Source organism: Pseudocolwellia sp. G5-9 (assembly GCF_055808995.1).
The window spans coordinates 2,503,661-2,530,130 of sequence record NZ_CM147893.1 but is presented as its reverse complement, the minus strand read 5'-3'; the positions used below and the strand labels follow the sequence as shown (position 1 = coordinate 2,530,130).

The following is a 26,470-nucleotide window of genomic DNA, read 5'->3' as shown; positions in this document are numbered from 1 at the left end:
GTAAGACGTTAAGGGCTATGTCAGGTAGAATGACTTATCTAGAACTTAGGTTAAATAGGATATAACGCCCTTAACGTTATTTTAGCTGTACTTTTATGACCCAATACTTTCCGATAGATGCGATTAAAGATGAATTTCTTTCTGCTTTAAAACAACATAATACTTTGATATTAACGGCTCCTCCTGGTGCGGGTAAATCAACACGTTTGCCTTTGTGGTTGTTGTCGTTAGCGCAATATAAAAATAAAAAAATCTATTTATTACAGCCTCGTCGCGTCGCCGCTAAAAATATTGCCTGTTATTTAAGTCAGCAAATTGGCGAACCTGTAGGGCAAACTATTGGTTATCGATTAAAGAATGAATCGAAAGTTTCCAGGAGTACACGATTAGAAGTGATAACCGAAGGTATTTTAACGCAAATTATTCAAAACGATGCTGAACTGAGTGATTGTGGTTTAGTTATATTAGATGAGTTTCACGAGCGTTCATTGCATGGTGATCTCGCTTATGCTTTGGCAAGAGATGTTCAGCAGGCTTTAAGAGAAGATTTACAACTAGTAATTATGTCGGCAACGCTGGCGATTAAATCATTAACACAAAAGCTACCTGATGCGATTACACTCGCGAGTGAAGGACGAAGTTTTCCGGTAGATGTTGAGTATGTACCCAATGTAACTTCAAAACGTTTACAACAACATTACTCAGTAGCGAATCAATGGCGCGAACATGCCTTAAAAGTTATTGCACAACAAGCCGTTGAACATGATGGTTCTATTCTTGTGTTTTTACCGGGTGTTGCCGATATTAAATACTTGTGTCAAAACTTAGCCGATAAGCTCATCAATTCTGCTATTCAATTGTGTCCATTATATGGAGAGCTTTCTATCTCTGAACAACAAAAAGCGATTGCTCCATCAGCGAATGGCGAACGTAAATTGGTATTGGCGACTAATATTGCTGAAACCAGTTTAACCATTGAAGGTGTAACCTTAGTGATTGATTGTGGCTTCGAAAAAACAGCCATTTATGATCCTAAAACCTTAACCAATAAATTACAGCAACAAGTTATTTCAAAAGCTTCAGCTATACAACGAGCTGGCCGTGCTGGGCGTTTAAGTGCAGGTAAGTGTTTACGTTTATACAGCCAAGAAGACTTTAGCCGACGCGATGAAAACAGTAAAAGTGAAATTCAGCAGGCTGATTTATTACCTTTTGTAATTGAAGCTGCGCGTTGGGGAGTAACTAAACTATCTGACTTACCACTAATTGAATTACCCACAGAAATTAAAGAACAACAAGCTTGGCAAGAGCTACGTTCGTTAAATATTGTTACGGATCAAAATCAGTTAACTTCTCACGGTAAAGCGGTTGCTGTTGTGGCATCTCATCCACGTTTTGCTCATATGATTATTATGGCAAAGTCGTTAGAACAAAAGCATGGCGTTAAAGGCCTATTATCTTTAGCGTGTTTAATTGCTGTATTGTTAGAAGAGCGAGATGTATTTACCCGCGAACAAAGTCGCTTTGATTGTAATTTAACCCATAGAATTGATGCGTTATTACATGAGAAAGTTCGTGGTCATGTTGCGCATCAAGTATTTAAACAAGCGGATCAACTCGCTAAAAAATTTAGTAGCAGCGTAAAAGCACGCAGCCAATTCCCCGTTCATTACACTGGCGTATTACTTGCCTTAGCGTACCCTGAACGTGTTGCTAAATATCGTTATGACGATATTACCCAGAGCGGCAACAAAGGGACTAGCAACCAGCAAACAGGCGAGTATCTAACAACAGCCGGAAAAGGTATCACTATAAATCAAGACGATGCTCTCTTGGGAGAAACTTATATTGTTGCGGCTCAAGTAAGCGAAGTTCAAATGAGAACTGGAGAATCTCGAGCTGGGCAAAAAGGGTTAATAGTCCAGCTTGCGGCACCTGTTGATATTGAACAGCTTATCGATTGGAATATTGTGCAAACCAGTACTGAAATCGATACGGCCTACAACGCCAAGGTCGATCGTATTACAGCGCAAAAGTTAACTAAAATAAACGCCTTAGTGATTGATGAACGAGCTTCCCCTGAACAATTAAATAGCGAGTTAGTTGCGCAATTATGGGCAAAAGAATTAACTAAACAAGGTTTAAGTTTTTTGCCTTTAAAAGAGAAAGATCAAGCACTTTTATTAAGATGGCGTTGGTTAACTTTACACAGTAAGGCGATAGATTTACCAAGTAGTGATGAAGCTAATTTGTTGGCAAATATAGATACCTGGTTTTTACCTTTTGTTGGCGACATTAAAAGTAAAAAACAGTTAGATAAATGTGACTTTTCTGAAATGTTTTTATCCTTATTAAGCTATCAACAGCAACAAACCTTAGTGAAAGCCGCACCTGAATATTTTATTGGCCCAACAAAAAGGCGTTGTGCTATTCGCTATACGGATGAGCGTTCGCCCATTGTGTCTATGCCGATGCAAGAGCTTTACGGTTTAACAGTTACGCCATCAATAGGCACCGATAATAACGAGCAAGGCGGTCAGAATAGTATTCCGCTATTGCTAGAAATTCTATCTCCAGCAAAAAGGCCTATTCAAGTAACTCAAGATTTAGCTGCTTTTTGGCAGGGGAGTTACAAGGCGGTTCAAAAGGATATGAAATCGCAATATCCACGCCATTTCTGGCCTGATGACCCAGCGAATGCAAAGGCAACACGCCAAACGAAACGACACATGATGAAGGATGAAGATTTGAGCTAAGTGAGTTTAAGTCGCTTGCGCTATTTTCTTCATGGCTTGCTCAAGGATTGGTTGATTACCATCAAGCCAATGAATTTTAGTGCCATTTTTTTCTAATCGTCTTAACCATGTAGCTTGTTTCTTAGAGAATAAATGAATGGCGCTGTTGAGCTTTTGAAACATGTCGTTTTTGGTGAGTTGACCTTGTAGATATTGCGCCACAAAACGGTATTCTAAACCATAAAAGTTTAATGTTTCCCACGATACGCCTTGTTGATGAAGTCGTTCTACTTCTTCAATCAATCCTTGTTCTAATCGTTCTTTTAAGCGGAGAGTTATTCTTTGTTTAACTATTTCTCTTTCCCAATTAATCGCGGTAATAAAAGGTGTTAATTTGGGAAAGTAAGCAATATTTTCAGGTGTGCTTTTTTCACCTTCAGCAATTTCAATGGCTCTTATTAATCGTTGAGTATCAATTAAATCAGTGGTGTTATGCAGGTTAGGTTTTAGTGTTTTGAGTCGTTCAACTAAAATGTCATGGTTTTGATTTGCGAGTTCTGCGCGTAATTCAGGATTTTCAGGTACTTCAACTAATCGGTATCCTTTAATTATTGAATCAACATATAAAGCTGATCCCCCCGCTAAAATAGGCAGTTTATTTCTGTTAGTTATATCTTCAAACGCGCGAATAAAGTCGCGTTGAAAATCAAAAATATTATATTCGTAACCCGGCTCTACAATATCAATTAAATGATAGGGAATTTCTTGATACTCTTGAAGATCTTTCCCGCTGCCAATATCAAGACCTTTGTATACTTGTCTTGAGTCAGCCGACATCACTTCGCCATTAAGTAAACGAGCAAGATCCACTGCAAGTTTAGTTTTACCTGAAGCGGTAGAGCCGAGAATAACGAGTAGGTTGAAAGCTGACATAGGGTTTCCAATTAATATAATAAACGTGATTATTATACCTGTATAGCAATTGTCAGGGCTAGAATTTACTACATTTGATGAGGGTTATGTATATAATGCGAATATTAAGTTTCTCCAAAAATAACCATGTAATTCAAACTATTTATGTCTGTAAAAAAAGCTAAAGATAAAACACCAGAATCATCACCAACATCTGAAGCAAAAAATAACGTTTCAAAAACGAGGCGAGTGCTAGTTTGGGGCGCAATTACGTTTGCTAAAGTGCTATTTATTCTTGTGTTTTTTCTTGTGATTTATAGCATTTATCTTGATGGAAAAGTAAGAAACAAGTTTGAAGGCCAACGCTGGGAAGTACCTATTCAAGTGTATGGCAAAGCTGAACCGTTTAAACGTTCACAAGCGATCAATTTAGTGGTTTTATCTTCATCACTACAGTTTTCTGGCTATAAGCGAGTGAGTAAAGTAACTAAGGCTGGCGAATATGCTATGTCGGGCTCACGTATTGTGGTTTATCGTCGAGCTTTTAGTTTTGATAATGACATGCAGGCGGCAAATAAGGTTCAAATTGATGTAAGTAATGGTCGCGTAAGTAAAATTTACATAGATAATCAGTCGGTAAGTTTGGTTCGAATGGAGCCTATATTAATGGACCGTATTTTACCTTCAAGTAAAGAAGACCGTGTACTTACTCCTATAGGCGATGTGCCGGTGTTATTGCTTGATACCTTGCTATTAGTTGAAGACCGCAATTTTTATTTTCATAAAGGTATTTCTCCGTTAGGTATATTAAGAGCACTTTACAGTAATATTTTAGCGGGTAGAACGGTTCAAGGGGGCAGTACACTTACGCAGCAGTTGGTTAAAAATATGTTTTTAACCCGAGATAAAACCTTATGGCGCAAAGCAAATGAAGCCATAATGTCGTTAATTTTAGAGTATCGCTACAGCAAAGATCTTTTGTTAGAGGCTTATATAAATGAAGTGTATTTGGGGCAAAACTACGCTAATGCAATTCATGGCTTTGGTTTAGCCGCTGAGTTTTATTTTGGCCAACGTATTGAACAATTAACCCCAGAACAAATGGCTATGTTGGTAGGAATTGTTAAAGGGCCGAGTTATTACGATCCATGGCGTAAACCTAATAAAACAAAAGCTCGACGCGATTTAGTTTTAAAGTTGATGTTTGAAAAAGAGTTTCTAACAAAACCTGAATTTGTTAAAGCGATAGAATCGCCATTAACGGTTAGAGAAGCACGCAGGTTTTCTCGTCAAAAATTTCCAAGTTATGTGCAGTTGGTTAAGCAAGAGCTTGCTGAATTGATGACCGAATACGATCAAAAGTCAGGTATTTCTGTATTTACTGGTTTTTCTTATTATAGCCAACAGTTGTTAGAACAAACAGTGGAAGAGCGGCTCCCTAAACTTGATACTACTGGAGAGCTACAAGCCGCCATGGTGGTAAGTGATATAAAATCGGGTGAAATAAAAGCTATTGTCGGTGGTAAAAAAAGTGGTTATGCCGGTTTTAACCGAGCGATAAATTCGAATAGACCTATTGGTTCTTTAGTAAAGCCTGCCATTTATCTAGCGGCGTTAGAACGCTATGAACAGTATTCTTTAGCGACGGTATTAGAAGATAAACCAATCACACTTACTTCTGATGAAGGCACACAATGGAGTCCTAAAAACTACGATGGCAAGTATCGCACAAAAGTTAATTTAATTGATGCTCTGGTTGAGTCATTAAATATTCCTACCGTTAATTTAGGTATGGCGATTGGCTTAACTAATATTGCTGATACTTTACATGTATTAGGATTTGATAAAGATATTACCGTACGGCCTTCTATGTTATTAGGCTCAATTAATATGTCGCCAGTAGAAGTGAACCAGTTTTACTTGCCTATTGCATCTAATGGTTTTAGCAAGCAAGGTCATGCTATTACGCGTATTATTTCTTCTCAAGACGTAACGTTATGGGAGTTTGAAGCGGTAGATACACAATTGTTTTCGTCGCAAGCCTCTTACTTACTTGATTATGCATTATCTAAAGTAACTAAACAGGGTACAGCTAAATCCTTAACTTGGCGCCTTAAAGGTAAAGAGATTTTAGGTAAAACAGGTACAACAAATGATCAACGAGACAGCTGGTTTGTTGGTTTTGATAATCAACACCTTGTTACGTCTTGGGTTGGCTTAGATGATAATAAACCGACCAAGCTAACAGGAAGCAGCGGAGCTTTGGTTTTATTTGCTGACTATATGAATAAACAAGGTGTTAGCAATAAGCACTTAAATCCGCCTGACAGAATTGAGCTTGTAACTTTTGAAAAAGAAACGGGTAATGCTGTATCAGATAACTGTAGTGAAACAATATCTTTGCCAGCGAATAGCAACTATCTTCAAAAACTGGAAACGTGTACTCGTCCATCATCTAAAAAACGCTCATGGCTGGATAAATTGTTTGGGAATTAGAAAAATTTTATTCAAATTTTTATGTTAAATGCTGTTGTTTAATTGTATACAATTTGTTAATAATAAGTTATTTATAGGGTGTTATATTACAAGAGGAAATATAACTCGCTGTTTTAAAAAATTTACTCTAACAATTAAGCATCAATATCGGATCTTTATACATTTTGCTCCTATGATATTTCTATGTTAGTAATTGTGAATAGAAAATTAAATGAGTTTTTCGCGTATTTATTTATGTTTTATAGGGTTTAATTAACGTAAAGCGTTAGCTAAACCTTCAGCACAGGAAGCTATATTTATTACATATTTCATACAGATTATAAGTTGACGTAAAATAAAGTCACGCAGAGGTAAATATGAAACAACGCTTAGATTTTGCATATCTTACCGTATTACCAAACAATATTATTGAAGTGGTTATTGATGATGGTATCGAACTAACCTTAGAAATGGTTGAAGAAAGCCATCAGGTTTTGAAGGAGGCGATGACGAGTTGTTTCGCGTTATTGATTAACAATATTCACCAATTTGAAATGACATTTGAGGCTAAGTTAACTATGGCCTCGCATGAACAATTAAAAGCGATTGCGTTTGTTTATTATAATCAAAATAATAAAACCGAAATTGAAAAGCTGATTGAATTAAGAAAAGTTGATGATTGGAATGTTAAAATATTTTCTGGATTAGAGATGGGCTGGCAAGAAGCGCATAGTTGGCTTACACATGAAATGGAAAGCTTAAAAGCTAAATCAAATTTATCGGATGATTGAAAAGCATCGTTCAAGTTATAACAATTACATTAATTAGCTAATAAAAAAGGTAGATATGTTATGCATATCTACCTTTTTTATTTTGAGGAGAGCCGTACCAATATCACGAATGACAGGTATTAATTCTCATTATAATTGAGCAAAACACTTATCAGCTGCAGCTAATGTTTTATCAATAATGTCATCAGTATGAGCCGTTGATAAAAAGCCCGTTTCAAAGGCTGATGGCGCTAAGTAAACACCTTCTTTTAACATTAAATGGAAGAATTTTTGAAATCTTTCGCTATCACATGCCGTTGCTTGCGCATAAGTTGTAATGGTTTCCTTTGCATCAGTAAAGAAAAATCCAAACATGCCGCCTACGTAGTTTACGCTTAGTGCAATATTATTTTTTTCAGCCATCGCTTTTAATCCAAGGGCTAGTTTTTTAGTGCCTTCAGATAACTGTTGGTGTTTATTGCCCTGAGACAATTCAGTTAACGACGCTAAACCTGCTGCCATCGCTATTGGGTTACCTGATAGGGTGCCTGCTTGATAAACTGGGCCTACAGGAGCGATATAATCCATTATTTCTGTTTTACCACCAAAGGCGCCAACAGGCATGCCGCCACCAATAACTTTACCTAACGTTGTAAGATCAGGAACAATATTATAATGAGCTTGAGCACCGCCGAGTGCAACTCTGAATCCAGTCATAACTTCATCAAAAATTAAGACACTGTTGTGTTGATCGCAAACTTCTCTTAAACCTTCAAGAAATCCTTCTACAGGAGGAATGCAGTTCATGTTTCCTGCCACGGGTTCCACAATAATACAGGCGATTTCGTCTTTATATTCAGTAAAAATTGCTTTTACTTCTTCAATATTATTAAAGCTAACGGTCAGTGTATGTTTAGCAAAATCAGCAGGTATACCAGGAGAGTTAGGTACACCCATGGTTAATGCACCAGAACCCGCTTTAACGAGTAACGAGTCGGCATGACCGTGATAACAACCTTCAAACTTTAATATTTTATCTCGGCCTGTATAACCACGAGCTAAACGTATAGCGCTCATGGTTGCTTCTGTGCCTGAACTTACCATACGAAGCTTTTCCATTGATGGCACAAGTTCTTTAACTTTTTCAGCCATGGTAATTTCAAGTTCGGTTGGGGCGCCAAAACTTAAACCATTTTTTGCTGTTGAAATAACAGCTTCTAAAATAGCAGGGTGATTATGACCTAAAATCATAGGTCCCCATGAGCCTACGTAATCAATGTAGGCATTATCGTCGGCATCGTAAATATAGGCGCCGTCTGCGCGTTTAATAAAACAGGGTGTGCCGCCTACGCCGTTAAAAGCTCTTACAGGAGAGTTAACGCCACCAGGAATAATGTGTTGTGCGTTTTCAAAAAGTTGTTCAGATTTATTCATTTTGTCGTTCCAATATTTATTTCGCTGTATGCCAAGTCACTGGCTTTTCAAATTTGGTCAGGTTATTTTCAACACCAAGTGTTAGTGCAAAAAGCGCCATACGCACTAATACACCGTTTTGTGCTTGTCTGAAAATGGCGAGGTTGTTTAGATCATTGAGGTCGTTATCAAGTTCGTTTGCATCAGGGCGAGAATCTCTTGGTAGAGGGTGCATAATTACCGTATTTTCTTTGCAATACTGAAGATAAATTTCTTTATTTAAACTAAAGTGGCCTCGGTATAAATCAGCCTCATCTTTACTGGCAAAACGCTCTTGTTGAATACGTGTTTGATAAATAACATCGCACGCGAGATTGCCTTCTATTTTGTCTGTTTGAATAACTTCATGACCCGCATTCGTCAATGTAGATATTACACTGTCTGGCATTTTTAAAGCATCTGGCGATATCATAGTCACTTTTACATTATTGTATAAGCTTAAGAGTTTAGATAAAGAATGCACGGTTCTGCCATGTTTTAAATCACCCATTAGGGTAATATTTAAATTGTCTAAATTTTTGTTAAACGGAGCCATTTCAGACTTGATAGTGAATAAGTCAAGTAAGGCTTGCGTTGGGTGTTCATTTGCTCCGTCACCACCATTGATTACAGGAACACTACTGCCTTGTGCGAATTCTTCAACCGAATGCATTTTAGGGTGGCGCATGGCAATAACATCGGAATAACCGCTAATAACTCTCGCGGTGTCAAATAGCGATTCGCCTTTGCTTAATGATGAGTTTTCTTCACCAACAGTTTCTCTAACAAAACCACCTAATAAATTAAATGCCGCACCAAAACTTACACGAGTACGTGTGCTTGGTTCAAAAAATAAGTTATTTAAAATAGCCCCGTCGAGCACGGTACAACGCTTTTTTCTCATAGCATAAGGCGCCATAAGAGAAGATATTTCTAAAATGCGAGAGATGGCATCGCGATCAAATTGTGATACAGAAAGTATATGACTTCCTTCAAATTTCATCATGTTGATATACCTAAATGTAGTTGGTTTTGTAAGGAGCGCTTGCTTGTACATTCATTAAGAACGAGCGGGAATATAGCATAAAAGACTATTGAAGATAACGAAAATTACGGTAATCGTGTCCCGCTTTTGAACTAAAAAGGTTTCACATAGGCAAGAATAATAATACCAAATAAGGCGAAAACAGGTAATTCGTTAAACAAGCGATAAAAACGGCCTGACTTTGTATTTTTATCATTTTGAAAGTCGTTAACTAACTTAAAACAATATATGTGATAAATAACTACTAAAATTACTAAGCTAAGTTTTACGTGCAGCCATTTGGAAGCAATAAACCAATCTATTCCATAATAATTAATTAACGCAATCCCTAAGCCGATAGTGAGAAAAGCAAAAGGAGTGATAAAATAGAGTAATCTCTTTTCCATTCCTTTTAAGTGTTCAGCCACTTCTTTTGATTGTGTTTCAGCATGATTTACAAAAAGGCGTGGTAAATAAAATACACCAGCAAACCATGCTGTCATAAAAGCAACATGAAAAGCCTTTAGCCATAATAAAGTTGTCATTAACGTATTTTTCCTTCAATTAAAAAGCGTCTTATTTGTTCAAAAGTAATAACTCCTAAAACGTCGTCTATATTCTCACCATAAATATAAACACCACCTTTACGTTTTTTAACCAAGAGTAAATAGGCTTCTACTAGAGTTGATTGCGCATGTAATGGTAGTAATAGGTGATTAGTAATTACTTGACTGTTAGGGTCTGAATCATCTCTTTGAAGCCAATAATATAAGCTATTTTCTGCGTTGTTATTATCAATTCTATCTAATAGTAAACCGTACTCGTTGGCTTGCTCTAAATGTTCTGCTTTTTCTTGTTCTGAAAGTTTGTGACTAATGGTGAAATGTTCGTTCATTAATCCTAAAACACCGATGCGCTGTAATGACTTTTCTAAGGGAGGTTTGCGGTAAGTCAGATTTTGAACTTCAAGCTGCATGACAAATAAAGAGCGATTACCAAAAAATTGTCCAGAGATTACACATGCAGTTCCAATCACTACCATAGCCGGTACAATAATTTCTAATTGATTTGATAGCTCAACAACCGTAATTAATGCGGCTAATGGCGCATTTAATGTTGCAGCCATCATGCCTGCCATTCCCATTAAAGCTAAGTCATTAGTTAAATGAGCTTCGGGGAAATATAATTGCACTATTATTGCGGCGCAACTTCCAGCTATTGCCCCTATACCTAAAATAGGGCCAATAGCGCCTCCTGGTATCCCTAAACCTAACGCTGATATTGTCATCACTATTTTAGCAACTAACAAACCCGTAATGAGAACTAGAGAAGAGTTTTCTCCAAGAGAAAAGCTAATAGCATTTATATTGGTGCCTACTGCTTGAGGAATAACATAGCTGAGAGCACCCGTAATTATTGCGGCTAAAAGTAGGCGCTTAACAATGTGAAATTTTTCTGAGTGTTTAATAATTAAAACTAAGTAGCGATTAAAAACAAAAGCCACAATACCAATTGCAATAGCAAATACAATGAGTACAGGGTAATGTGCGAACTCCAAGGCGATATTATTAAAATATTCTAATTCATGAGCTGGGCCTAAAGTGCTACTGGTGATCATAGAGCCGACAAGAGATGCCATCATTATAGGAATGAATATATGAACTTTGTATTCGCGAAGGATAACCTCCATAACAAAAATAACGGCCGCAAGTGGTGTATTAAAACTTGCTGAAATTGCTGCTGCAATTCCACAAGCACATAAGGTACGAATACTGTTATGAGGTAATTTTAATAATGTACCTAAATAGCTACTAAATGCGGCGCCAAGGTGGATAGCGGGGCCTTCGCGCCCTACAGAAAACCCTGAAGCTAAAGCAACGGCACTACCAATAAATTGGTTGATAGTATTACGTAGGGGGATTTCACCGTAAGCGACTTTTAAACGGTGCAAAACAAAGGGGATGCCGGTACGTAAGTATTTATACCCAGTAACCCAAGAAACTAATAATATAATTATCGCGCCAATTATAGGCATTATGAAACGACTTGCTTTACTTAAGCTGTTATAGTTGTCCTTTTCGCTTAAATATAGTAGCTGTAAAGCGTCTGTTGTGATTGTAAAGCCAACAATAAGTAGCGCTGATAGTGCGCCACCTATAGTTGCGAGCATGCAAAGTTGCCAAGAGGTTATTGGGAGCGATAAACGTTTTTTTAATGAAAATAATATCATTATTAATAAATCATAAAGCGGTAGTTGTTATTTACATTAATATGCATTGATAAAGTAATCTTAGTAAAAGATTCATTAACAGCATATGATGTAAAAATAGTTCCTTATAATGTTTAACATATTAATACTTTTTAAATGAATTGGTTAGCAAAAATAAATCTTAATGCTTTTGTGCATAAATTAGGTGTCTTTCGTTCATCGTTATTGTTGATGACCTTGATAATCACGTGTATTTTTGTTGGTTATCGAATTGGTAATTATTTTCATGGGTATCAATCACAAGCTTTATCTTATCATAAAAAAAGATTAGAGCTTTTGTATAAACAAGAAGCGGAACAAATAAAAAGAATAAATACCTTAGAAGCTGAATTAGAAGTGGAAAAGATGGCGGCTAAAAGGTCATTAGCTTTACTTAAAGATGTGGAAAATGAACATTATCAGCTGAAAAAAGAATTGGCTTTTTATGAAAAAATTATGGCCCCTGAAAAGCAAGCTGATGGTGTTGTGCTTGATGACTTTATTGTGTCAAAAACCGAAACAGAAAATCGATATAATTTTAGAGTATTTTTAGTTCACCAGTTATTACAAAAAAGATATGCCAAAGGTTTTGTTGATATTAAAATTTCAGGCAGTTTGGAAAATAAAACCATCGTGTTAAACCTGAGCGATATATCAGAACTCACTCAGAAAGATCTTTCTTTTAGTTTTAAGTTTTTTCAAGTGCTTGAAGGTGTATTCTCTTTGCCAGAAGATTTCTCGCCAGAAAAAATAAATATTATCATTACTTTACCGAAAGGGCGTTGGCAGAAATACCACCGCTTAGAAGAAAGTTATAAATGGAATATTAAATTAGGTCGTTTCGCTAAATCGATCCCTATAATACTTGACTAAAACAGTCAAGTTTAAGATAATCACCCACAGTTTCAATGTATCAAGTAGAGAATTATGTCTAGCCCAGAATTACCAATCAAATTTTCAGACGCAGCAGCAACCAAAGTACTTGCTTTAATTTCTGAAGAAGAAAATCCAGAGCTTAAGTTACGTGTTTATGTAACAGGTGGTGGCTGTTCAGGTTTTCAATATGGATTTACTTTTGACGAAAAAGTAAATGAAGGGGATATGACTATTGAGAAAAAAGGCGTCACTATGGTAGTTGACCCAATGAGTATTCAGTATTTAGTTGACGGTGAAGTTGATTATGTTGAAGGCTTAGAAGGTAGTCGATTCTTAGTTAATAATCCTAATGCAACTACAACGTGTGGCTGTGGTTCTTCTTTTTCTATCTAATACCATGACTTTTTCAGTATTATTTTCAGTTTAGGTAAACTTTTATCTAAACTGAAAATAAAGTTTACCTCATTACTCTTCAATATTTTTTCTGCGTTTAATTGCCCCTTTTGTTCGTTCAACACGTTTGCATGTCGTCTAGTTATTATGAATACTGTAGAATTATACCCGTTATCATTCAAGATGCAGGTTTCAGTGGGAACTAAAAACAATTTAGGCAAGGCATTAAGTTTACGTCATGGTTATTCTCGGTAACTGCTCCTGCGTTACCCTAATGTCCTACATCCGTGTAGGAACCTGACTAAAGTTAATAACGAAGCATAAATTGTTTTTAGAGCCATCGGAGAAGCGCTTGAGCAAAATCACTTCGTCGTTAATGCTTTTTATAAGGAAACGACCATTATTGCAAAGCATTGCCTTGAATTGATATCGCTCAAGCACTCTGAAATAGCCTCTTGAGTGGTAACGGGTATATAATTAACGTTTAGGAACTTCAATGTTTAATAATTTATTAAAAATAGGGCTGTTTTCAATTACTTTGTTGAGTACAGCGGTAAGTGCTGATGTGCTTAATACTAACGAACAAAAGCAACTCATGGCGTTGCAAGAAACGGCATTAACGTCTGATTTGTCGTATAACTTAATTGAATCTTTAACAACCGAAGTAGGTCATCGCTTAGTTGGATCTGAAGGCGATAAAAAATCAATAATTTGGGCTGTTAATAAAATGAAAACACTCGGTTTTGATAAAGTGTGGACTGAAGATGTAACAGCAACCTATTGGCATAGAGGAGAAGTAGAAGCGAAAGTTATTGCTCCTTATCCGCATAAAGTCGTTGCAATTGCCTTAGGTGGTAGCGTAGGTACCGGTGATAAGGGTATTAAAGGTAAAATAGCTCACTTTAATACATTCAAAGATTTAGAAGCTGCCGCAGATAATAGCTTAACTGGTAAAGTTGTTTTTATCTCATACCGTATGGAAAGACATATTGATGGTAAAGGATATGGACCCGCAGTGGCAGCACGTAAAAATGGTGCAGCAGTTGCCGCTAAAAAAGGCGCTTCAGCTATTATTATCCGCTCAATTGGTACAGACAACAATCGTTTAGCTCATACGGGGTCTGTACGTTATGACGAAGGTGGTAAAGCAATACCCGCAGCAAGTATTTCAAATCCAGACGCCGATATGTTACTTAATCAATTAAAACGTTCTGATGATGTAGAATTTTTCTTAAAACTAACCTCTCATAGCGATCCTAAGGTGGTAGCCAAAACAGCTAACGTTATTGGTGAATTAACGGGTAGTGAATTTCCAAATGAATATGTAACGCTTGGTGCTCACCTTGATAGTTGGGATGTTGGAACAGGCGCTGTTGATGATGGTATTGGTGTCGGTATGATGATGGCAACAGTGCATCATATTGCACAATTAGCGGTTAAACCTAAGCGTACTATTCGCGTTATTTTATTTGCGGCTGAAGAAATAGGATTAGTTGGCGCAAAAACGTATGTTGAAAAGCGTAAAAGTGATATGACAGGCCATGTTATTGGCGCTGAATGGGATTTTGGCGTAGGTCCTATTTATGAAATGAGAACTGGTGTGGGTAAAAAATCACTGCCAGCGTTACATGAATTTGCACAGTACCTTAAGCCTTTAGGTGTTGGTGTGAGTAAAACGAATACAGCTAAAGCACAATCTGATATGAGTTTAATGAGTGAAGCAGGTATGCCTAGTGTAAATTTTGCGCCTGATGGTAGCTTGTATTTTGATTATCATCACACAGAAAACGATACGCTAGATAAGGTAGATGCTAAAGCGTTAAAGCATAACACTGCAATTTATACTATGTTTGCTTACTTTGCGGCTCAATCTGGCGTTGACTTTAGCCATTAGGTGGTTGGGATTTTTTTAGTTTGAGTAGGGTTCAATTTAAAAGTGTTTATTGTTTTTAAGTTGAACCTGATATTTATTGATTACGTTATTTACTCCGCTTCAAATTCACTCATTTTCTTATTCATATAAAGTTGCTGATCAGCTTTTTTTAATAACTCATTCATACTTGATTCACCGTCACTGACTGCTGCTCCACAGCTTATTGTAATAGGTAAAAGTTTATTTTCGTATGGCATAGGGTTGTCGATAAAATGCTGACAGAGCCTTTTAGCGGCCATCAATGCTTCATTATAGTTTTGACTTGCTAATGTTACGACAAACTCGTCTCCTGCATAGCGAAAGCAACGGTCATTTTCTCTAATTAAGTGTTTAAGTTGTTGAGCAACATAAATGAGTACTTGATCACCACAATCATGACCATAGGTATCATTAATTTTCTTAAATTTATTACAATCAATAAAAAGTACGGCAAATGAAACACCATATCGTTGTTGCCTAATTAACTCTTCAGTAATTGATGCTTCCATTAATCTACGATTAGCAACGCCTGTTAACCTATCGTAATTGGCAATATATTCTAACTGTTCTCTAGCCAATACATTTGATAAACATAAACTTACTTTTACCGCGAGTTGTTCTAAATGAAAGGTACCTAAACTTGGGGTAAAGCGTGTTTTATCTATATCAGTAAATAGTAGGCTACCAAAAAGCTTATTCTCAAGAATTAAAGGCGTTAGCGCAAAAGATTGTCCTGAACCTAATGTTTCTTGAGAAAAGTTTACTAACAACTCTTGAATATTGTCAGTTAAGAAAGGTTGATTGTTGAGGTGATATTTTTTTAATTGGTTGTGAGTAACGCTGGTTGTGTTTTGTTGATACCAATATGATTTTATATTTTCATTAATAAGAAATGAGATAGGTGTAGGGTCAACTAACAACAAACGGATATTGGTTAAATTGAATTTAGTTTTGATAGAGTTTAATAAACGTTGTAGCAATTCATCACTAGAATTTGACGTTAAAACTTCTGTTTCAATTTCAAATAGTTTTTTAGAAATAGCTTCATTAGCTTTAGAATTTTCAATTAATTGTTCTAGTTCAGACATTTAATTAACTCTTTTAAAAATACTTTAAAGGAACATTGTTATATGAACCTAACTATTGTGCAAGCATTCAATGGCCATTTTATGGTATTAAAATTGCTTTGTTAGTTGTAATAGTTAAATAAAGTTTTACTAGTATGCTCAATATTTTTGTTTAATGGTCGATAATAAACATAATGTTTGACCTAAGTCATACTACTTTTAAATATTAATAGGTTGTCTTATGAAGTTATCTTTTTTCTCACTGTTGTTTTTCATATTTATTTCTTTTCTGTCGTCTGCTGAAACATTAAAAGTGGTACAAATATATACGGATAATGAATTATTAGATCTAATTAAAGAAAATAAACATTTAGGGCAAGTTGTTTTAGATGATTGTCAGCTTGTACAAGACATTGAAGCGAGGGCGATTAAATCAAAAATGCCTTCTTACCAGTTTTTATGGGGAGATATGCTGGCTTATGGTGTTTGTGTGAAAAAAGACGTTGAATTAGGACTTTACTACATGCAAGAAGCTGCTGACCAAGGTTTAGCTGAAGGGCTTGAACAACTCGGCCGATATTACCATGTAGGAAAGTTTGTTCAGGTGGATGTAGATAAAGCGATTCGTTACCTAAAAGAAGCTGCAACCCTAAAAAACTTAAAAGCTCAAATTCGATTAGCGCAAATATATGACCAAGGCTTTGGCAGTCCGTTAGATTTTCCCGCACTTTATTCTCAACTTCATCATGCCGTTACAGACGATAAAAAAGAGCATAAACAAATATCTATGTTACTACTAAAACTTGCCGATAAAATGCCAGAACGAGTGATTAATGCGGCAAAAGTTACCGAATATTGATTTATAGTGTGGTTTTATGTTGAAAGCGAAATTAATGCTCATTAATTCGCTTAATTTAGGGCAATTGCGTATAATAAACAAAAATATTATTGAACTTATACTGTGACTTTAAAAGACCCTTTTTCAAAACGTGAAGCAGAAAAATACGAACAACCGGTCGCAAGCCGAGAGCTTATTTTATCTGTAATTCAAGATGCTCCTATCCCGCCCACTTTCAATGCACTACTCAAAACCTTTAACTACACCGATGAAAATAACAAAGTAGGTTTGAAGCGACGTTTACGTGCAATGGAAACCAGTGGACAGATAATATTTAATAAATTTAAGCAATACGCGATTGCACCTAAAAATAGTGTACTAACGGGTAGAGTGAGCGGCCATAGAGATGGTTTTGGCTTCTTTATTCCTGATGTTGCTTCAGGAGAAAAGCCGGGTAAAGATTTATACATCTCAGCTCATGAAATGAAGCGCGTTATTCATGGCGATATTGTAGAAGCTATTTTAGTTGATAGAACTGACCGTAAAGGTCGCAAAGAAGTTCGTATACTTGATGTTATTCAACCGAGAAAGAGCGGCATTGTTGGGCGATTGTTCGTTGAAAAACACATTGTTTATATGAAGCCAGATGATGCTCGAATTAAAATAGATATATTAATCGAACCTAGTGAACGTATGGGAGCTAGGCACGGTCAAGTAGTGGTTGTTGAGGTAACACAGCGACCTTCTAAACGTGCAAATGCTGTAGGTAAAGTGGTTGAAGTACTTGGCGAGCATATGGCCCCAGGTATGGAAATTGAAATTGCCTTAAGAGAGCATGACTTACCCCATCAATTTTCTGCAGAGGTTATGGAAGAAGTCAGTGTTCTTTCTGATGAAGTAGAAGAAGCGCCTAAAGCATGCAGGAAAGATTTGAGAGATTTACCACTAGTTACTATAGATGGTGAAGACGCTCGAGATTTTGATGACGCAGTGTATTGTCGCCCTAACGAAAAGGGTGGTTGGACACTATGGGTTGCTATAGCCGATGTGAGCTACTATGTTCGAGACAAAACAGCGTTAGATGACGAAGCGATATCAAGAGGTAACTCTGTTTACTTCCCAAGCCAAGTTATTCCTATGCTGCCTGAAAAACTTTCTAATGGTTTATGTTCTTTAAACCCAAATGTAGATCGTTTGTGTATGGTATGTGAGATGTCGATTGATGCTCAAGGTGAGTTAGTCGATTCAACATTCTACTCAGCTGTAATGCGTTCTCATGCACGTTTCACTTATACAAAAGTGGCAGCCATTCTTGATGGTGACGAAGCACTTAAAGCTGAATATGCAGCATTAGTACCTGATTTAGAAAACTTAAACAGCATGTATCAAGCATTAAATGATTCACGCTTAAAACGTGGTGCTATTGCGTTTGAAACAGAAGAATCAAAATTCATTTTTAATGCTGATAAGAAAATCGCTTCTATCGAATCACTCGTACGTAACGACGCACATAAAATTATTGAAGAATGTATGATCTTAGCGAACGTTTCTACTGCTAAGTTTATTGAAAAGCATAAAGCTCACGGTTTATTCAGAGTACATGAAAAGCCAAGTGGCGATAAATACAATAATTTTGTTACCTATATACGAGAGTTAGGTATTGAAACTCCAGCAAAAGAAGAGCCAACACCTGCTGATTATGGCCAAATATTAAAACGTATTGCTGACCGGCCCGATCAAGAGCTGATTCAAACCATGCTGTTAAGGTCAATGAAACAAGCCGTGTATCAAAGTGATAACTTAGGTCATTTTGGTTTAGCACTTGAGTCATATAGTCACTTTACTTCACCTATTCGTCGTTATCCTGATCTTGTAGTGCATCGTGTTATTAAAGCTATTTTAGAGAAGCAAGCAGATAAGAAATTAACTGGCGCTAACGATGGTGAGTATACATACACATCGGAACAAGTTATCGAGCTTGGCGAACATTGCTCTATGACAGAGCGCAGAGCTGACGATGCAACAAGAGATGTATCTGACTGGCTGAAGTGTGAGTTTATGCAAGATCATATTGGTGATAGTTTTAATGGTGTTATCTCAACCGTTACTAACTTTGGTTTATTTGTAAGACTCGCTAATTTAGGTATTGAAGGTTTAATTCATATTAACTCATTAGGTCGTGATTATTATCGATTCGACGAAGTCAGATTGTGTTTAACGGGTGAAAATACCGGAACTAAATACAAAGTAGGTGATGCAATTGAAGTTAAAGTTGCAGCAGTTAACTTAGACGAGAAAAAAATAGACTTGATGATTGACGGAGTTGTTGTTGACGAAAAAGATCAACGACGTACACGTTCTCCTCGCAAAGGTATTAAAAAGAATAGTGCGAGTGACAAAGTCGTGAAAAAAGGGCCTAAAGCAAAAGCTGGGGCGGTATCATCTGAAAAAACAAAACCAAAAGCGAAGTCTAAAAAGAAAAAAGTGAAAAAGCCGCGCCCAGGAAAGAATGCACGCTTAAAAGCTAAATAGTTATCTCATTAATTAGATAGCTAAAACAAATTTGAAACATAAATAGATAAGTAACTAACATGGCAAAGCAAGACGAAGTAGTATTTGGCATTCATGCCATTAATTCAATGTTAAAGAGAGCACCTGAATTATTTGTTGAATTGTGGTTTTTAAAAGGTCGAGAAGACGAACGTTTAAAACCTATTATTAATTTAGCAAGAAAGTACGGTATACCAACACAATTAGTGAATCGAAAAGTACTCGATGAGAAAAGTGAAGGTGAGCAACACCAAGGTGTATTAGCCCGTGTAAAAGCAGGCAAGATATATACAGAATCTGATCTTGATGACATAGTTGCAGCGGCTAATAAAAAAGAAGAATTACCTTTTTTCTTAATACTGGATGGTGTAACCGATCCACACAACTTAGGTGCTTGCTTGCGTAATGCTGACGCTGCAGGTGTACACGCGATAATTGTACCTAAAGACAATGCTGCACGCATCACGGCAACAGTGAGAAAAGTAGCTGTAGGTGCTGCAGATACAGTTCCTCTTGTACAAGTAACTAACTTATCTCGAACCATGAAACAGTTACAAGATTTAGGTGTTTGGATTGTAGGTACTGCTGGCGAAACCGATACCAATTTGTACGATGTTAAGTTTGAAGGCCCAATGGCTCTTGTTATGGGCGCTGAAGGGAAAGGCATGCGCCGTTTAACGCGCGAAAATTGCGATCAAATAGTTAAGTTACCCATGGCTGGTAGTGTTTCAAGTTTAAATGTTTCAGTAGCAACAGGTATTTGTTTATTTGAAATAGTTAGGCAGCGGTTAAATAAAAATTAAATACCTTTGCGGTTATAATTTTTATAGCATCATTTTTAAAAGAGCTTTAATTGCTCTTTTTTTACATCTTGTGTTTGATTCAATGTTTTGATTTTAAAGGTTAAAATGTATTTGTTTATACCTAGGTTCAGAATATGTAAATGTCTTAGATAATTTATTGAAACTTACAACCATAACAGTTTAAAAAATCCCCTTAGTCCACCCTACAATCAACGCTTGCCTTTGATGTCGATTTTATCTACACTACGCGACCTTAATTCAGCTAGAACTTTTTGTTCCTTGTCTCAACACTGGTGTTGGCTGAGCCAGATAAGAGGCTACAACCGTAGGGAGCTCGTAATGCGTCATTACGAAATCGTATTTATGGTTCACCCTGATCAGAGTGAACAAGTACCTGGCATGATCCAGCGTTATACTGACTTGATCAATGCTGCTGAAGGCAAAATCCACCGTCTTGAAGACTGGGGCCGTCGCCAATTAGCATACCCAATTAATAAACTGCACAAAGCACACTATGTTTTAATTAACATTGAAGCGCCTCAATCAGTTATTGATGAACTAGAAACTTCTTTCCGTTACAACGATGTTATTATTCGTAACATGATCATGCGTACTAAAGATGCAGTAACTGAAGCTTCAGTTATGGCTGTTTCTGAAGAACGTCGTGAAGTTAAGAAAGATGTTGCTGAAGAAGCGCCTAAAGCTGCTGCTGAAGAAGCTCCAGCTGAAGAAGTTGCAGGCGAAGAATAAGTAACAGTGACAATCTCTTTAGCAGAGAATTGCCTTGTGTTGGTAGGAACGGTTATTAAACGACCTAAAATATCAACAAGCCCAGCGGGTATTCAGCATTGTCAGTTTTCAATAGATCATCATTCTATTCAAAATGAAGCAGGCATGAACAGACAAGCGTTTGTTCGAATACAAGTAGTAGCAACAGGTGATATGTCACAAAACTTAACTCGTGATTTAACTGAGGGCTGTAATGTAAAAGTGACTGGTTTTATCAACCGGCACGAATCGAGAAATGGTAATCCACTTCTTGTATTACATGCTCAACAGATTGAAATGATTAATTAGGAGAAATCCATGTCTCGTTTTTTTAGACGTCGTAAGTTCTGCCGTTTTACTGCAGAAGGTGCTGTTTCTATCGATTATAAAGATATTGCAACACTAAAAAACTATATCACTGAAAGTGGTAAAATCGTTCCTAGCCGTATTACTGGTACAGCTGCTAAATATCAACGTCAACTTGGTCGTGCGATCAAGCGTGCTCGTTATTTAGCATTGTTACCATATACAGATTTACATAAGTAACCTAATAAGGGGTTTTGAAAATGGAAGTAATCCTTCTTGATAAAATCGCCAAATTAGGCGGCCTTGGTGACAAGGTGTCAGTTAAGTCTGGCTATGCACGTAACTACTTATTACCAAAAGGTAAGGCTGTATTTGCATCTGCGGCTAACGTTGAGCACTTTGAAGCTCGTCGTGCTGAATTAGAAGCTCAATTAGCAAAAACTTTAGCAGCAGCTGAAGCTCGTGCTACTAAATTAGCTGAATTAGCTGAAGTTACTATCGCATCAAAAGCGGGTGACGAAGGTAAATTATTCGGTTCAATTGGTACTCGTGATATCGCTAATGCAATTACTGAAGCTGGTGTTGAAGTGACTAAAGCTGAAGTACGTTTACCATTAGGTGCTATCCGTGAAACAGGTGAATTCGATATCGTTATTCACTTACACAATGATGTTGATACTAACATCAAAGTTGTTGTTATCGCTGAAGCATAAATTTAGACTAATTATTTAGTTATAAATTTTTAAACGCCGTATTATTAATTGATAATACGGCGTTTTTTATTGCCTACAAAAAAGTATGTATCCAACTCTTGTCTGTGGTAATTTCCTCTGTACAAAATAGATAATTCATTAATGCGTTTGGTATAAATCTAAATTTTATTCATTAAATATCTGGTTGTTTGATGAATTTACGTTACAGTTAATGTAAGTTCTTTGAATTACATGTAAATTATCTTTTAATTATTCTTATTTACAGAGACACAAATTTTTGATTAAAAACTTGCGTCAATTTACTAATAGAGGATAATGGAATTTAGGTAATTCGTTATAAATAAACAATAAAATAGACATATGTCACTTATACCTAAAATTAATAAACTGTTTTCTAAAAAAAAATCGAATGACATTATTGGTGTGAGTTTACAGCCTGACTCGTTATCTTATTGTTATCGACCTATAAATGCCTCTCCAGATTGTCAAAAAATCACCAAACCGAATACCTCAGCATCTATTGCTAAATTAGCTGATAATGTTAATGGGAAAGGCTTGTGTCATATTGTTTTATCCTCGAGTCAGTATCAAATCGTACAAGTAGATAAACCCAAGGTGCCTGATACAGAAATTAATGCGGCATTAAAATGGCAAGTGAAAGATCTAGTACCATTTAAACCCGACAATATGGTGGTTGATTATTTTGATGTGCCTCAATTGTCGATGAATGTAGAAAAAATCAATGTAGTGTGTGCTGACTTAACTGAGTTAAGAGCGATCGTTGAAAATATGAGTGAAAAGCAATTAGATATTGCATTAATTACAACGGTAGAGTTTGCTTTTGCTCAATTAATACCAGAAAGTGAATTAGCTATTTTACTTGTTTGTCAGCATGCTAATGAAGAATTATTAATTCTTATTATTAAGCAAGGTAAGATCTTTTTTCAGCGTCGTATTCGAGGCTTATCTCAAATATCACAAAAAACTGAAGAAGAGTTAACTATGGGTTCGATAGATATGTTGAGCCTAGAAATACAACGCTCAACAGATTATTTTGAACGACAATTAAAACAAGCACCAATTAAAGAAATTCAGGTCATTATTCCTATGGCAACTGAAGCCTTTTTAGTTCGTAAAATTTCAGAAAATACCAATGTGCCTGTAAATCTTTTATCAATGCCTGAAGGTTTTGAACAATATCGTAATTTTCCATGTGCGGTTGGTGCTTCTATGTTACCTAACATGGGGGTAAGTGTATGACAGAGGTAGTGGTAGGTAAGCATAGTATAAATTTATTGCAGCCTGAACTAACGCCAGTAAAACCACTATGGTCTTTAAAAAGAGTGATTATTGTTTGGGGCGTAATTCTTTTAGCGATGTTATCGTGGATTATTCTAAGCCAAAATCAACTTGTACAGGAAAATAAACGTTTTACTCAATTGAACAATGAAAAAATAGCTTTAAATGAAAAACTCGTTCAGTTAGAAAATGAGCTAGAAGCTCATAAACCGAATAATAGACTGAAAGAAAAAATAGATTTACTCGCGTTAATTTTAAATAATAAAACACAATTGCATGCAGAACTCACCGATACCAGTAAAACTCGGGTTGCAGGTTTTGCTCAATCAATGACCGAATTATCTGAAAATCATCATAAAGGTATTAGTTTGTCTATTGTACAAATTAATAACGACGATATGACCTTTGCTGGTGTTACTAAAAATCCTCAAGCAGTTCCTTCTTGGTTGGCTGGCTTTGAAAATTCTACTTTTTTATCGGGTAAAAAGTTTATTAATTTTGTTATGCAAGAAAACGAAAAACAACAAATTCAATTTGCTGTAAGTTCTAAAGTGAATCTTGAGGACTTTTCTTATGAGTAAATGGCAAGAGTATTCAGATAAGTTTCAAAATATCAGTTCTAGAGAGCAATACTTAATTTTAATTACGGGATTAGTTGCGGTTGTTTTTATTTCGTTTAGCTTGTTTCTTGATCCGAGCTTAGCAAAAACCCAAAATATTAAAGAACAATCAGCGAGTCTAGTAATAGAAAATAAATCGATTCGATCTTCTATTTCAATTTATGAAGAGGCTTTAGCTAAAGATCCTAATGTAGCATTAAATACACAAATATCTGCTTACGAGAAACAGCTAAAACAGATAGACGATAAACTATTGTTATTAACTTCAGAACTCATTGATCCTATTCAAATGAGATTTGCATTGATTGATATGCTTAAAGTTCAAAAAGGCGTTTCACTTATCTCATTCGAATTACTAGGTGCTAGGCCTTTAATGGGAGAAGAGGGAGATTTAGCCGATGATGAAAAAAATACAAAAGAAGAACCTAAATTAGCTAGCACCGATACAGTTGAAGGGAATATAAACCTATACCAGCATGGTATTCGATTAAAATTAACGGGTAAATATTTTCAATTACGTGACTATTTATCACAATTAGAGGCTATGCCATGGAAGTTTTTTTGGAAAGATTTTAGATATAAAATTAAAAAATATCCATTGGGCGAATTAGAAATTGAGATGTATAGTTTAAGTACTAATGAGGAATTTATTGGTGTATAAATTTATATTAATCATATTGTTATCGGTATTTTCTCTTCATAACTATGCGCAAGATGTTGATCCTACAAAACCATTGTCAATATCGAATAGTGCAGGCATTGAAAATATTAAAAAGGGCCTAGTGCTTGAAACCATTATCTATAGTAGTAAAAATAAATCTGCAATTATAAGTGGTAAGCTTATGAAAGTAGGTGATTATATTGGAGAGCATGAGTTAATCACAGTAAACTCCTCAAGTGTTATATTACGATCTGACGACGAACGTTTAAAGCTGTCTATGTTTTCTAATGTTGTAACTAAATAATAATGAAAAGAAATAATCATATGAAACTATCAAAATTGAGTCTAATAAATAGCTGTGTAATTTCTTTTTTATCTCTCGCTGTAGTGGGTTGTCAAACGGTGCCTGACCAACCAACAGTTGTTAATAATGAGTTAGATAAAGCCATTGAAGAATCAACAAAACCCAAAACTCCTAAGCCGTTAACTCAATTACCTAACGCTGTTCAACAAGAATTAATGCAACAAAGCATACAAACGGCTAAAAATGGTTTATTGGCTGAAAAGCGATTAGAAATTGCTGCTAGTGATGTAAAAGCGCAAGACTTTTTTGCTGCCTTGGTAGAAGACTCTTCTTATAGTATTGCAGTACATCCAGATGTATCTGGCTCTATAACATTGAATTTAAAAGAGGTAACTATTCAAGAAACTCTTAATGTTATAGCAGAATTGTATGGTTATGATATCCGTCGCCAAGGAAATGTTATTCAAGTGTATGCGGCAGGTATGCGTACTGAAACTATTCCTTTAGATTACCTTTTTGTTAAGCGAGGGGGATCTTCTAGCACTCGGGTTAATTCTGGTGGTGTATCAGAAAACGATCCAAATTCTGGAGGGTCTTCAGGAAATCGCTCGAGTGGTAGCTCTAATCGAAACTCTGGTAATTCAAATAATCAAAATAATAATGATCAAAATAGCCAGAACAGTAATGGTAGTAGCGGCACAAATATCTACACAAGTAATGAATCTAACTATTGGGAAGAATTAAAAGAAAATTTATCTTCTTTAATTGGTGTTAAGGCTGAAGGTGGTGAAGGTCGCTCTGTTATTGTTTCTCCTCAAGCGGGCTTGGTTACCGTACGCGCATTACCCAATGAAATAGCATCAGTTAGAAAATTCTTATCTGATTCACAAGAACATTTACGTAGACAAGTTATTATTGAAGCAAAAATAATGGAAGTTACGCTTAACGATGATTATCAACAAGGGGTTAAGTGGGAAAATGTTTTAGGTCATGTTGGCTCTACAGATATTAATTTTCAAACTACAGGAAATCTTGTGGGTAATGTTATTTCGGCATCTGTGGGAGGATTAACCGGTCTTAGTTTTAAAAATGCTGATTTTTCAGGTGTTATAGATTTACTTTCGACACAAGGTAATGTCCAAATATTATCTAGTCCTAGAATTACAGCAACAAATAATCAAAAAGCTGTAATTAAAGTAGGTGAAGATGAGTATTTTGTTACTGAAATTTCAAGTACTACTACTACAGGCACCGCAACTACAACAACTCCTGAAATTCAATTAACGCCTTTTTTCTCTGGGATTGCATTAGATGTTACCGCGCAAATAGATAAAAATGGAGAAGTTATTTTACATGTTCATCCGTCAGTTACTATTACCGACGAGCAAACTAAAACGATACGTTTAGGCGATGAAAACTTTTCATTACCATTAGCGCAAAGTAGCGTTCGTGAATCAGATACCATTATTCGCGCTAAGTCGGGAGAGATAGTTGTTATTGGTGGTTTGATTGAATCTCGTAAGGTTGATCAAGAATCTAAAACCCCGCTACTTGGTGACATTCCTTTATTTGGTGAGTTGTTTAAAAGTAAAACGGAAAGTACCCAAAAGAAAGAACTTATTATCATGCTTAAGCCGATTGTTGTTGATCAAAATACCTGGAAAACACAATTACAAGACGCAAGAGCATTATTAAAGCAATGGTTTCCTGAAGAAGTTGAAAACACAACTAGCGAACAGTAAAA

Annotated in this window: 24 protein-coding genes; 18 read left to right on the top strand and 6 right to left on the bottom strand. The window is 36.1% G+C overall.

Features of this window, described 5'->3' with window-relative positions:
* The first annotated feature begins 95 nt into the window (after positions 1–95).
* The gene (gene hrpB, locus AC0L5Q_RS10845; RefSeq protein ID WP_473607707.1) at positions 96–2,756 is read left to right on the top strand and encodes an ATP-dependent helicase HrpB; all 2,661 of its coding nucleotides are present in this window, start codon (positions 96–98) and stop codon (positions 2,754–2,756) included.
* 6 nt (positions 2,757–2,762) lie between these two features.
* Here hrpB and miaA read toward each other — a convergent pair whose 3' ends face one another.
* Positions 2,763–3,668 (bottom strand): tRNA (adenosine(37)-N6)-dimethylallyltransferase MiaA, encoded by a 906-nt coding sequence (miaA, locus tag AC0L5Q_RS10840; protein ID WP_473607704.1) that lies wholly within the window; start codon positions 3,666–3,668, stop codon positions 2,763–2,765.
* A 144-nt stretch (positions 3,669–3,812) separates the two neighbouring features.
* Between miaA and mrcB the strand changes: the two genes are divergently transcribed.
* Together mrcB and AC0L5Q_RS10830 are read left to right on the top strand one after the other, a co-directional pair.
* Positions 3,813–6,143 carry a penicillin-binding protein 1B gene (mrcB, locus tag AC0L5Q_RS10835; RefSeq protein ID WP_473607701.1) on the top strand — a complete coding sequence of 777 codons (2,331 nt, stop codon included), beginning with the start codon at positions 3,813–3,815 and terminating at the stop codon, positions 6,141–6,143.
* Between the two features lie 356 nt (positions 6,144–6,499).
* Positions 6,500–6,913 (top strand): hypothetical protein, encoded by a 414-nt coding sequence (locus tag AC0L5Q_RS10830; protein ID WP_473607697.1) that lies wholly within the window; start codon positions 6,500–6,502, stop codon positions 6,911–6,913.
* A gap of 129 nt (positions 6,914–7,042) precedes the next feature.
* On the opposite strand, the gene hemL is transcribed toward AC0L5Q_RS10830, so the two are convergent.
* From hemL to AC0L5Q_RS10810, 4 genes are all read right to left on the bottom strand, one after another.
* Positions 7,043–8,326: a glutamate-1-semialdehyde 2,1-aminomutase gene (gene hemL, locus AC0L5Q_RS10825; RefSeq protein WP_473607694.1), complete on the bottom strand. Its 1,284-nt coding sequence runs from the start codon at positions 8,324–8,326 to the stop codon at positions 7,043–7,045.
* Between the two features lie 16 nt (positions 8,327–8,342).
* A complete protein-coding gene (locus AC0L5Q_RS10820) occupies positions 8,343–9,350 on the bottom strand; it encodes an aspartate carbamoyltransferase (RefSeq protein ID WP_473607692.1) in 1,008 nt (335 codons plus the stop codon).
* Between the two features lie 131 nt (positions 9,351–9,481).
* Positions 9,482–9,913 (bottom strand): CopD family protein, encoded by a 432-nt coding sequence (locus AC0L5Q_RS10815; protein WP_473607688.1) that lies wholly within the window; start codon positions 9,911–9,913, stop codon positions 9,482–9,484.
* Positions 9,913–11,538 carry a chloride channel protein gene (locus AC0L5Q_RS10810; RefSeq protein ID WP_473607683.1) on the bottom strand — a complete coding sequence of 542 codons (1,626 nt, stop codon included), beginning with the start codon at positions 11,536–11,538 and terminating at the stop codon, positions 9,913–9,915. Before AC0L5Q_RS10810 ends, AC0L5Q_RS10815 begins: the two co-directional genes overlap by 1 nt.
* A 195-nt stretch (positions 11,539–11,733) precedes the next feature.
* On the opposite strand from AC0L5Q_RS10810, the gene AC0L5Q_RS10805 reads away from it, so the two are divergent.
* The 3 genes from AC0L5Q_RS10805 to AC0L5Q_RS10795 all read left to right on the top strand — a co-directional run bounded on the left by AC0L5Q_RS10805 (position 11,734) and on the right by AC0L5Q_RS10795 (position 14,779).
* Entirely contained in the window at positions 11,734–12,489 is a 756-nt protein-coding gene (locus tag AC0L5Q_RS10805; RefSeq protein ID WP_473607678.1) for a DUF6776 family protein, read from the top strand.
* A gap of 54 nt (positions 12,490–12,543) precedes the next feature.
* Positions 12,544–12,885, top strand: coding sequence for an iron-sulfur cluster insertion protein ErpA (erpA, locus tag AC0L5Q_RS10800; RefSeq protein ID WP_076417178.1), 342 nt, complete (start codon positions 12,544–12,546; stop codon positions 12,883–12,885).
* 496 nt (positions 12,886–13,381) lie between these two features.
* The gene (locus AC0L5Q_RS10795; protein ID WP_473607671.1) at positions 13,382–14,779 is read left to right on the top strand and encodes a M20/M25/M40 family metallo-hydrolase; all 1,398 of its coding nucleotides are present in this window, start codon (positions 13,382–13,384) and stop codon (positions 14,777–14,779) included.
* Between the two features lie 89 nt (positions 14,780–14,868).
* Here AC0L5Q_RS10795 and AC0L5Q_RS10790 read toward each other — a convergent pair whose 3' ends face one another.
* Positions 14,869–15,885: a DUF484 family protein gene (locus AC0L5Q_RS10790; protein ID WP_473607667.1), complete on the bottom strand. Its 1,017-nt coding sequence runs from the start codon at positions 15,883–15,885 to the stop codon at positions 14,869–14,871.
* A 220-nt stretch (positions 15,886–16,105) separates the two neighbouring features.
* Between AC0L5Q_RS10790 and AC0L5Q_RS10785 the strand changes: the two genes are divergently transcribed.
* From AC0L5Q_RS10785 to mshL, 12 genes are all read left to right on the top strand, one after another.
* Positions 16,106–16,723, top strand: coding sequence for a tetratricopeptide repeat protein (locus tag AC0L5Q_RS10785; RefSeq protein ID WP_473607663.1), 618 nt, complete (start codon positions 16,106–16,108; stop codon positions 16,721–16,723).
* A 102-nt stretch (positions 16,724–16,825) separates the two neighbouring features.
* Positions 16,826–19,234, top strand: coding sequence for a ribonuclease R (gene rnr, locus AC0L5Q_RS10780; RefSeq protein ID WP_473607659.1), 2,409 nt, complete (start codon positions 16,826–16,828; stop codon positions 19,232–19,234).
* 59 nt (positions 19,235–19,293) lie between these two features.
* On the top strand, positions 19,294–20,055 hold the full coding sequence (gene rlmB / locus AC0L5Q_RS10775) for a 23S rRNA (guanosine(2251)-2'-O)-methyltransferase RlmB (protein WP_473607657.1): 762 nt from the start codon (positions 19,294–19,296) through the stop codon (positions 20,053–20,055).
* 339 nt (positions 20,056–20,394) lie between these two features.
* Positions 20,395–20,805, top strand: a complete 411-nt coding sequence (gene rpsF, locus AC0L5Q_RS10770; RefSeq protein ID WP_473607653.1) for a 30S ribosomal protein S6 — start codon at positions 20,395–20,397, stop codon at positions 20,803–20,805.
* A 6-nt stretch (positions 20,806–20,811) separates the two neighbouring features.
* Positions 20,812–21,132: a primosomal replication protein N gene (priB, locus tag AC0L5Q_RS10765; protein WP_473607650.1), complete on the top strand. Its 321-nt coding sequence runs from the start codon at positions 20,812–20,814 to the stop codon at positions 21,130–21,132.
* A 9-nt stretch (positions 21,133–21,141) separates the two neighbouring features.
* Complete coding sequence (gene rpsR / locus AC0L5Q_RS10760) at positions 21,142–21,369, top strand: 30S ribosomal protein S18 (protein ID WP_076417170.1); 228 nt, start codon at positions 21,142–21,144, stop codon at positions 21,367–21,369.
* A 20-nt stretch (positions 21,370–21,389) separates the two neighbouring features.
* Positions 21,390–21,842, top strand: coding sequence for a 50S ribosomal protein L9 (gene rplI / locus AC0L5Q_RS10755; protein WP_473607644.1), 453 nt, complete (start codon positions 21,390–21,392; stop codon positions 21,840–21,842).
* A gap of 360 nt (positions 21,843–22,202) precedes the next feature.
* Positions 22,203–23,102, top strand: coding sequence for a hypothetical protein (locus tag AC0L5Q_RS10750; RefSeq protein WP_473607640.1), 900 nt, complete (start codon positions 22,203–22,205; stop codon positions 23,100–23,102).
* Positions 23,099–23,722: a PilN domain-containing protein gene (locus AC0L5Q_RS10745; RefSeq protein WP_473607636.1), complete on the top strand. Its 624-nt coding sequence runs from the start codon at positions 23,099–23,101 to the stop codon at positions 23,720–23,722. The genes AC0L5Q_RS10750 and AC0L5Q_RS10745 overlap by 4 nt, the downstream gene beginning before the upstream one ends.
* Entirely contained in the window at positions 23,715–24,422 is a 708-nt protein-coding gene (locus AC0L5Q_RS10740; RefSeq protein ID WP_473607632.1) for a hypothetical protein, read from the top strand. The genes AC0L5Q_RS10745 and AC0L5Q_RS10740 overlap by 8 nt, the downstream gene beginning before the upstream one ends.
* Complete coding sequence (locus AC0L5Q_RS10735; RefSeq protein ID WP_473607629.1) at positions 24,415–24,726, top strand: hypothetical protein; 312 nt, start codon at positions 24,415–24,417, stop codon at positions 24,724–24,726. Before AC0L5Q_RS10740 ends, AC0L5Q_RS10735 begins: the two co-directional genes overlap by 8 nt.
* A 20-nt stretch (positions 24,727–24,746) precedes the next feature.
* Positions 24,747–26,468 carry a pilus (MSHA type) biogenesis protein MshL gene (gene mshL / locus AC0L5Q_RS10730; RefSeq protein ID WP_473607625.1) on the top strand — a complete coding sequence of 574 codons (1,722 nt, stop codon included), beginning with the start codon at positions 24,747–24,749 and terminating at the stop codon, positions 26,466–26,468.
* Positions 26,469–26,470 lie beyond the last annotated feature (2 nt).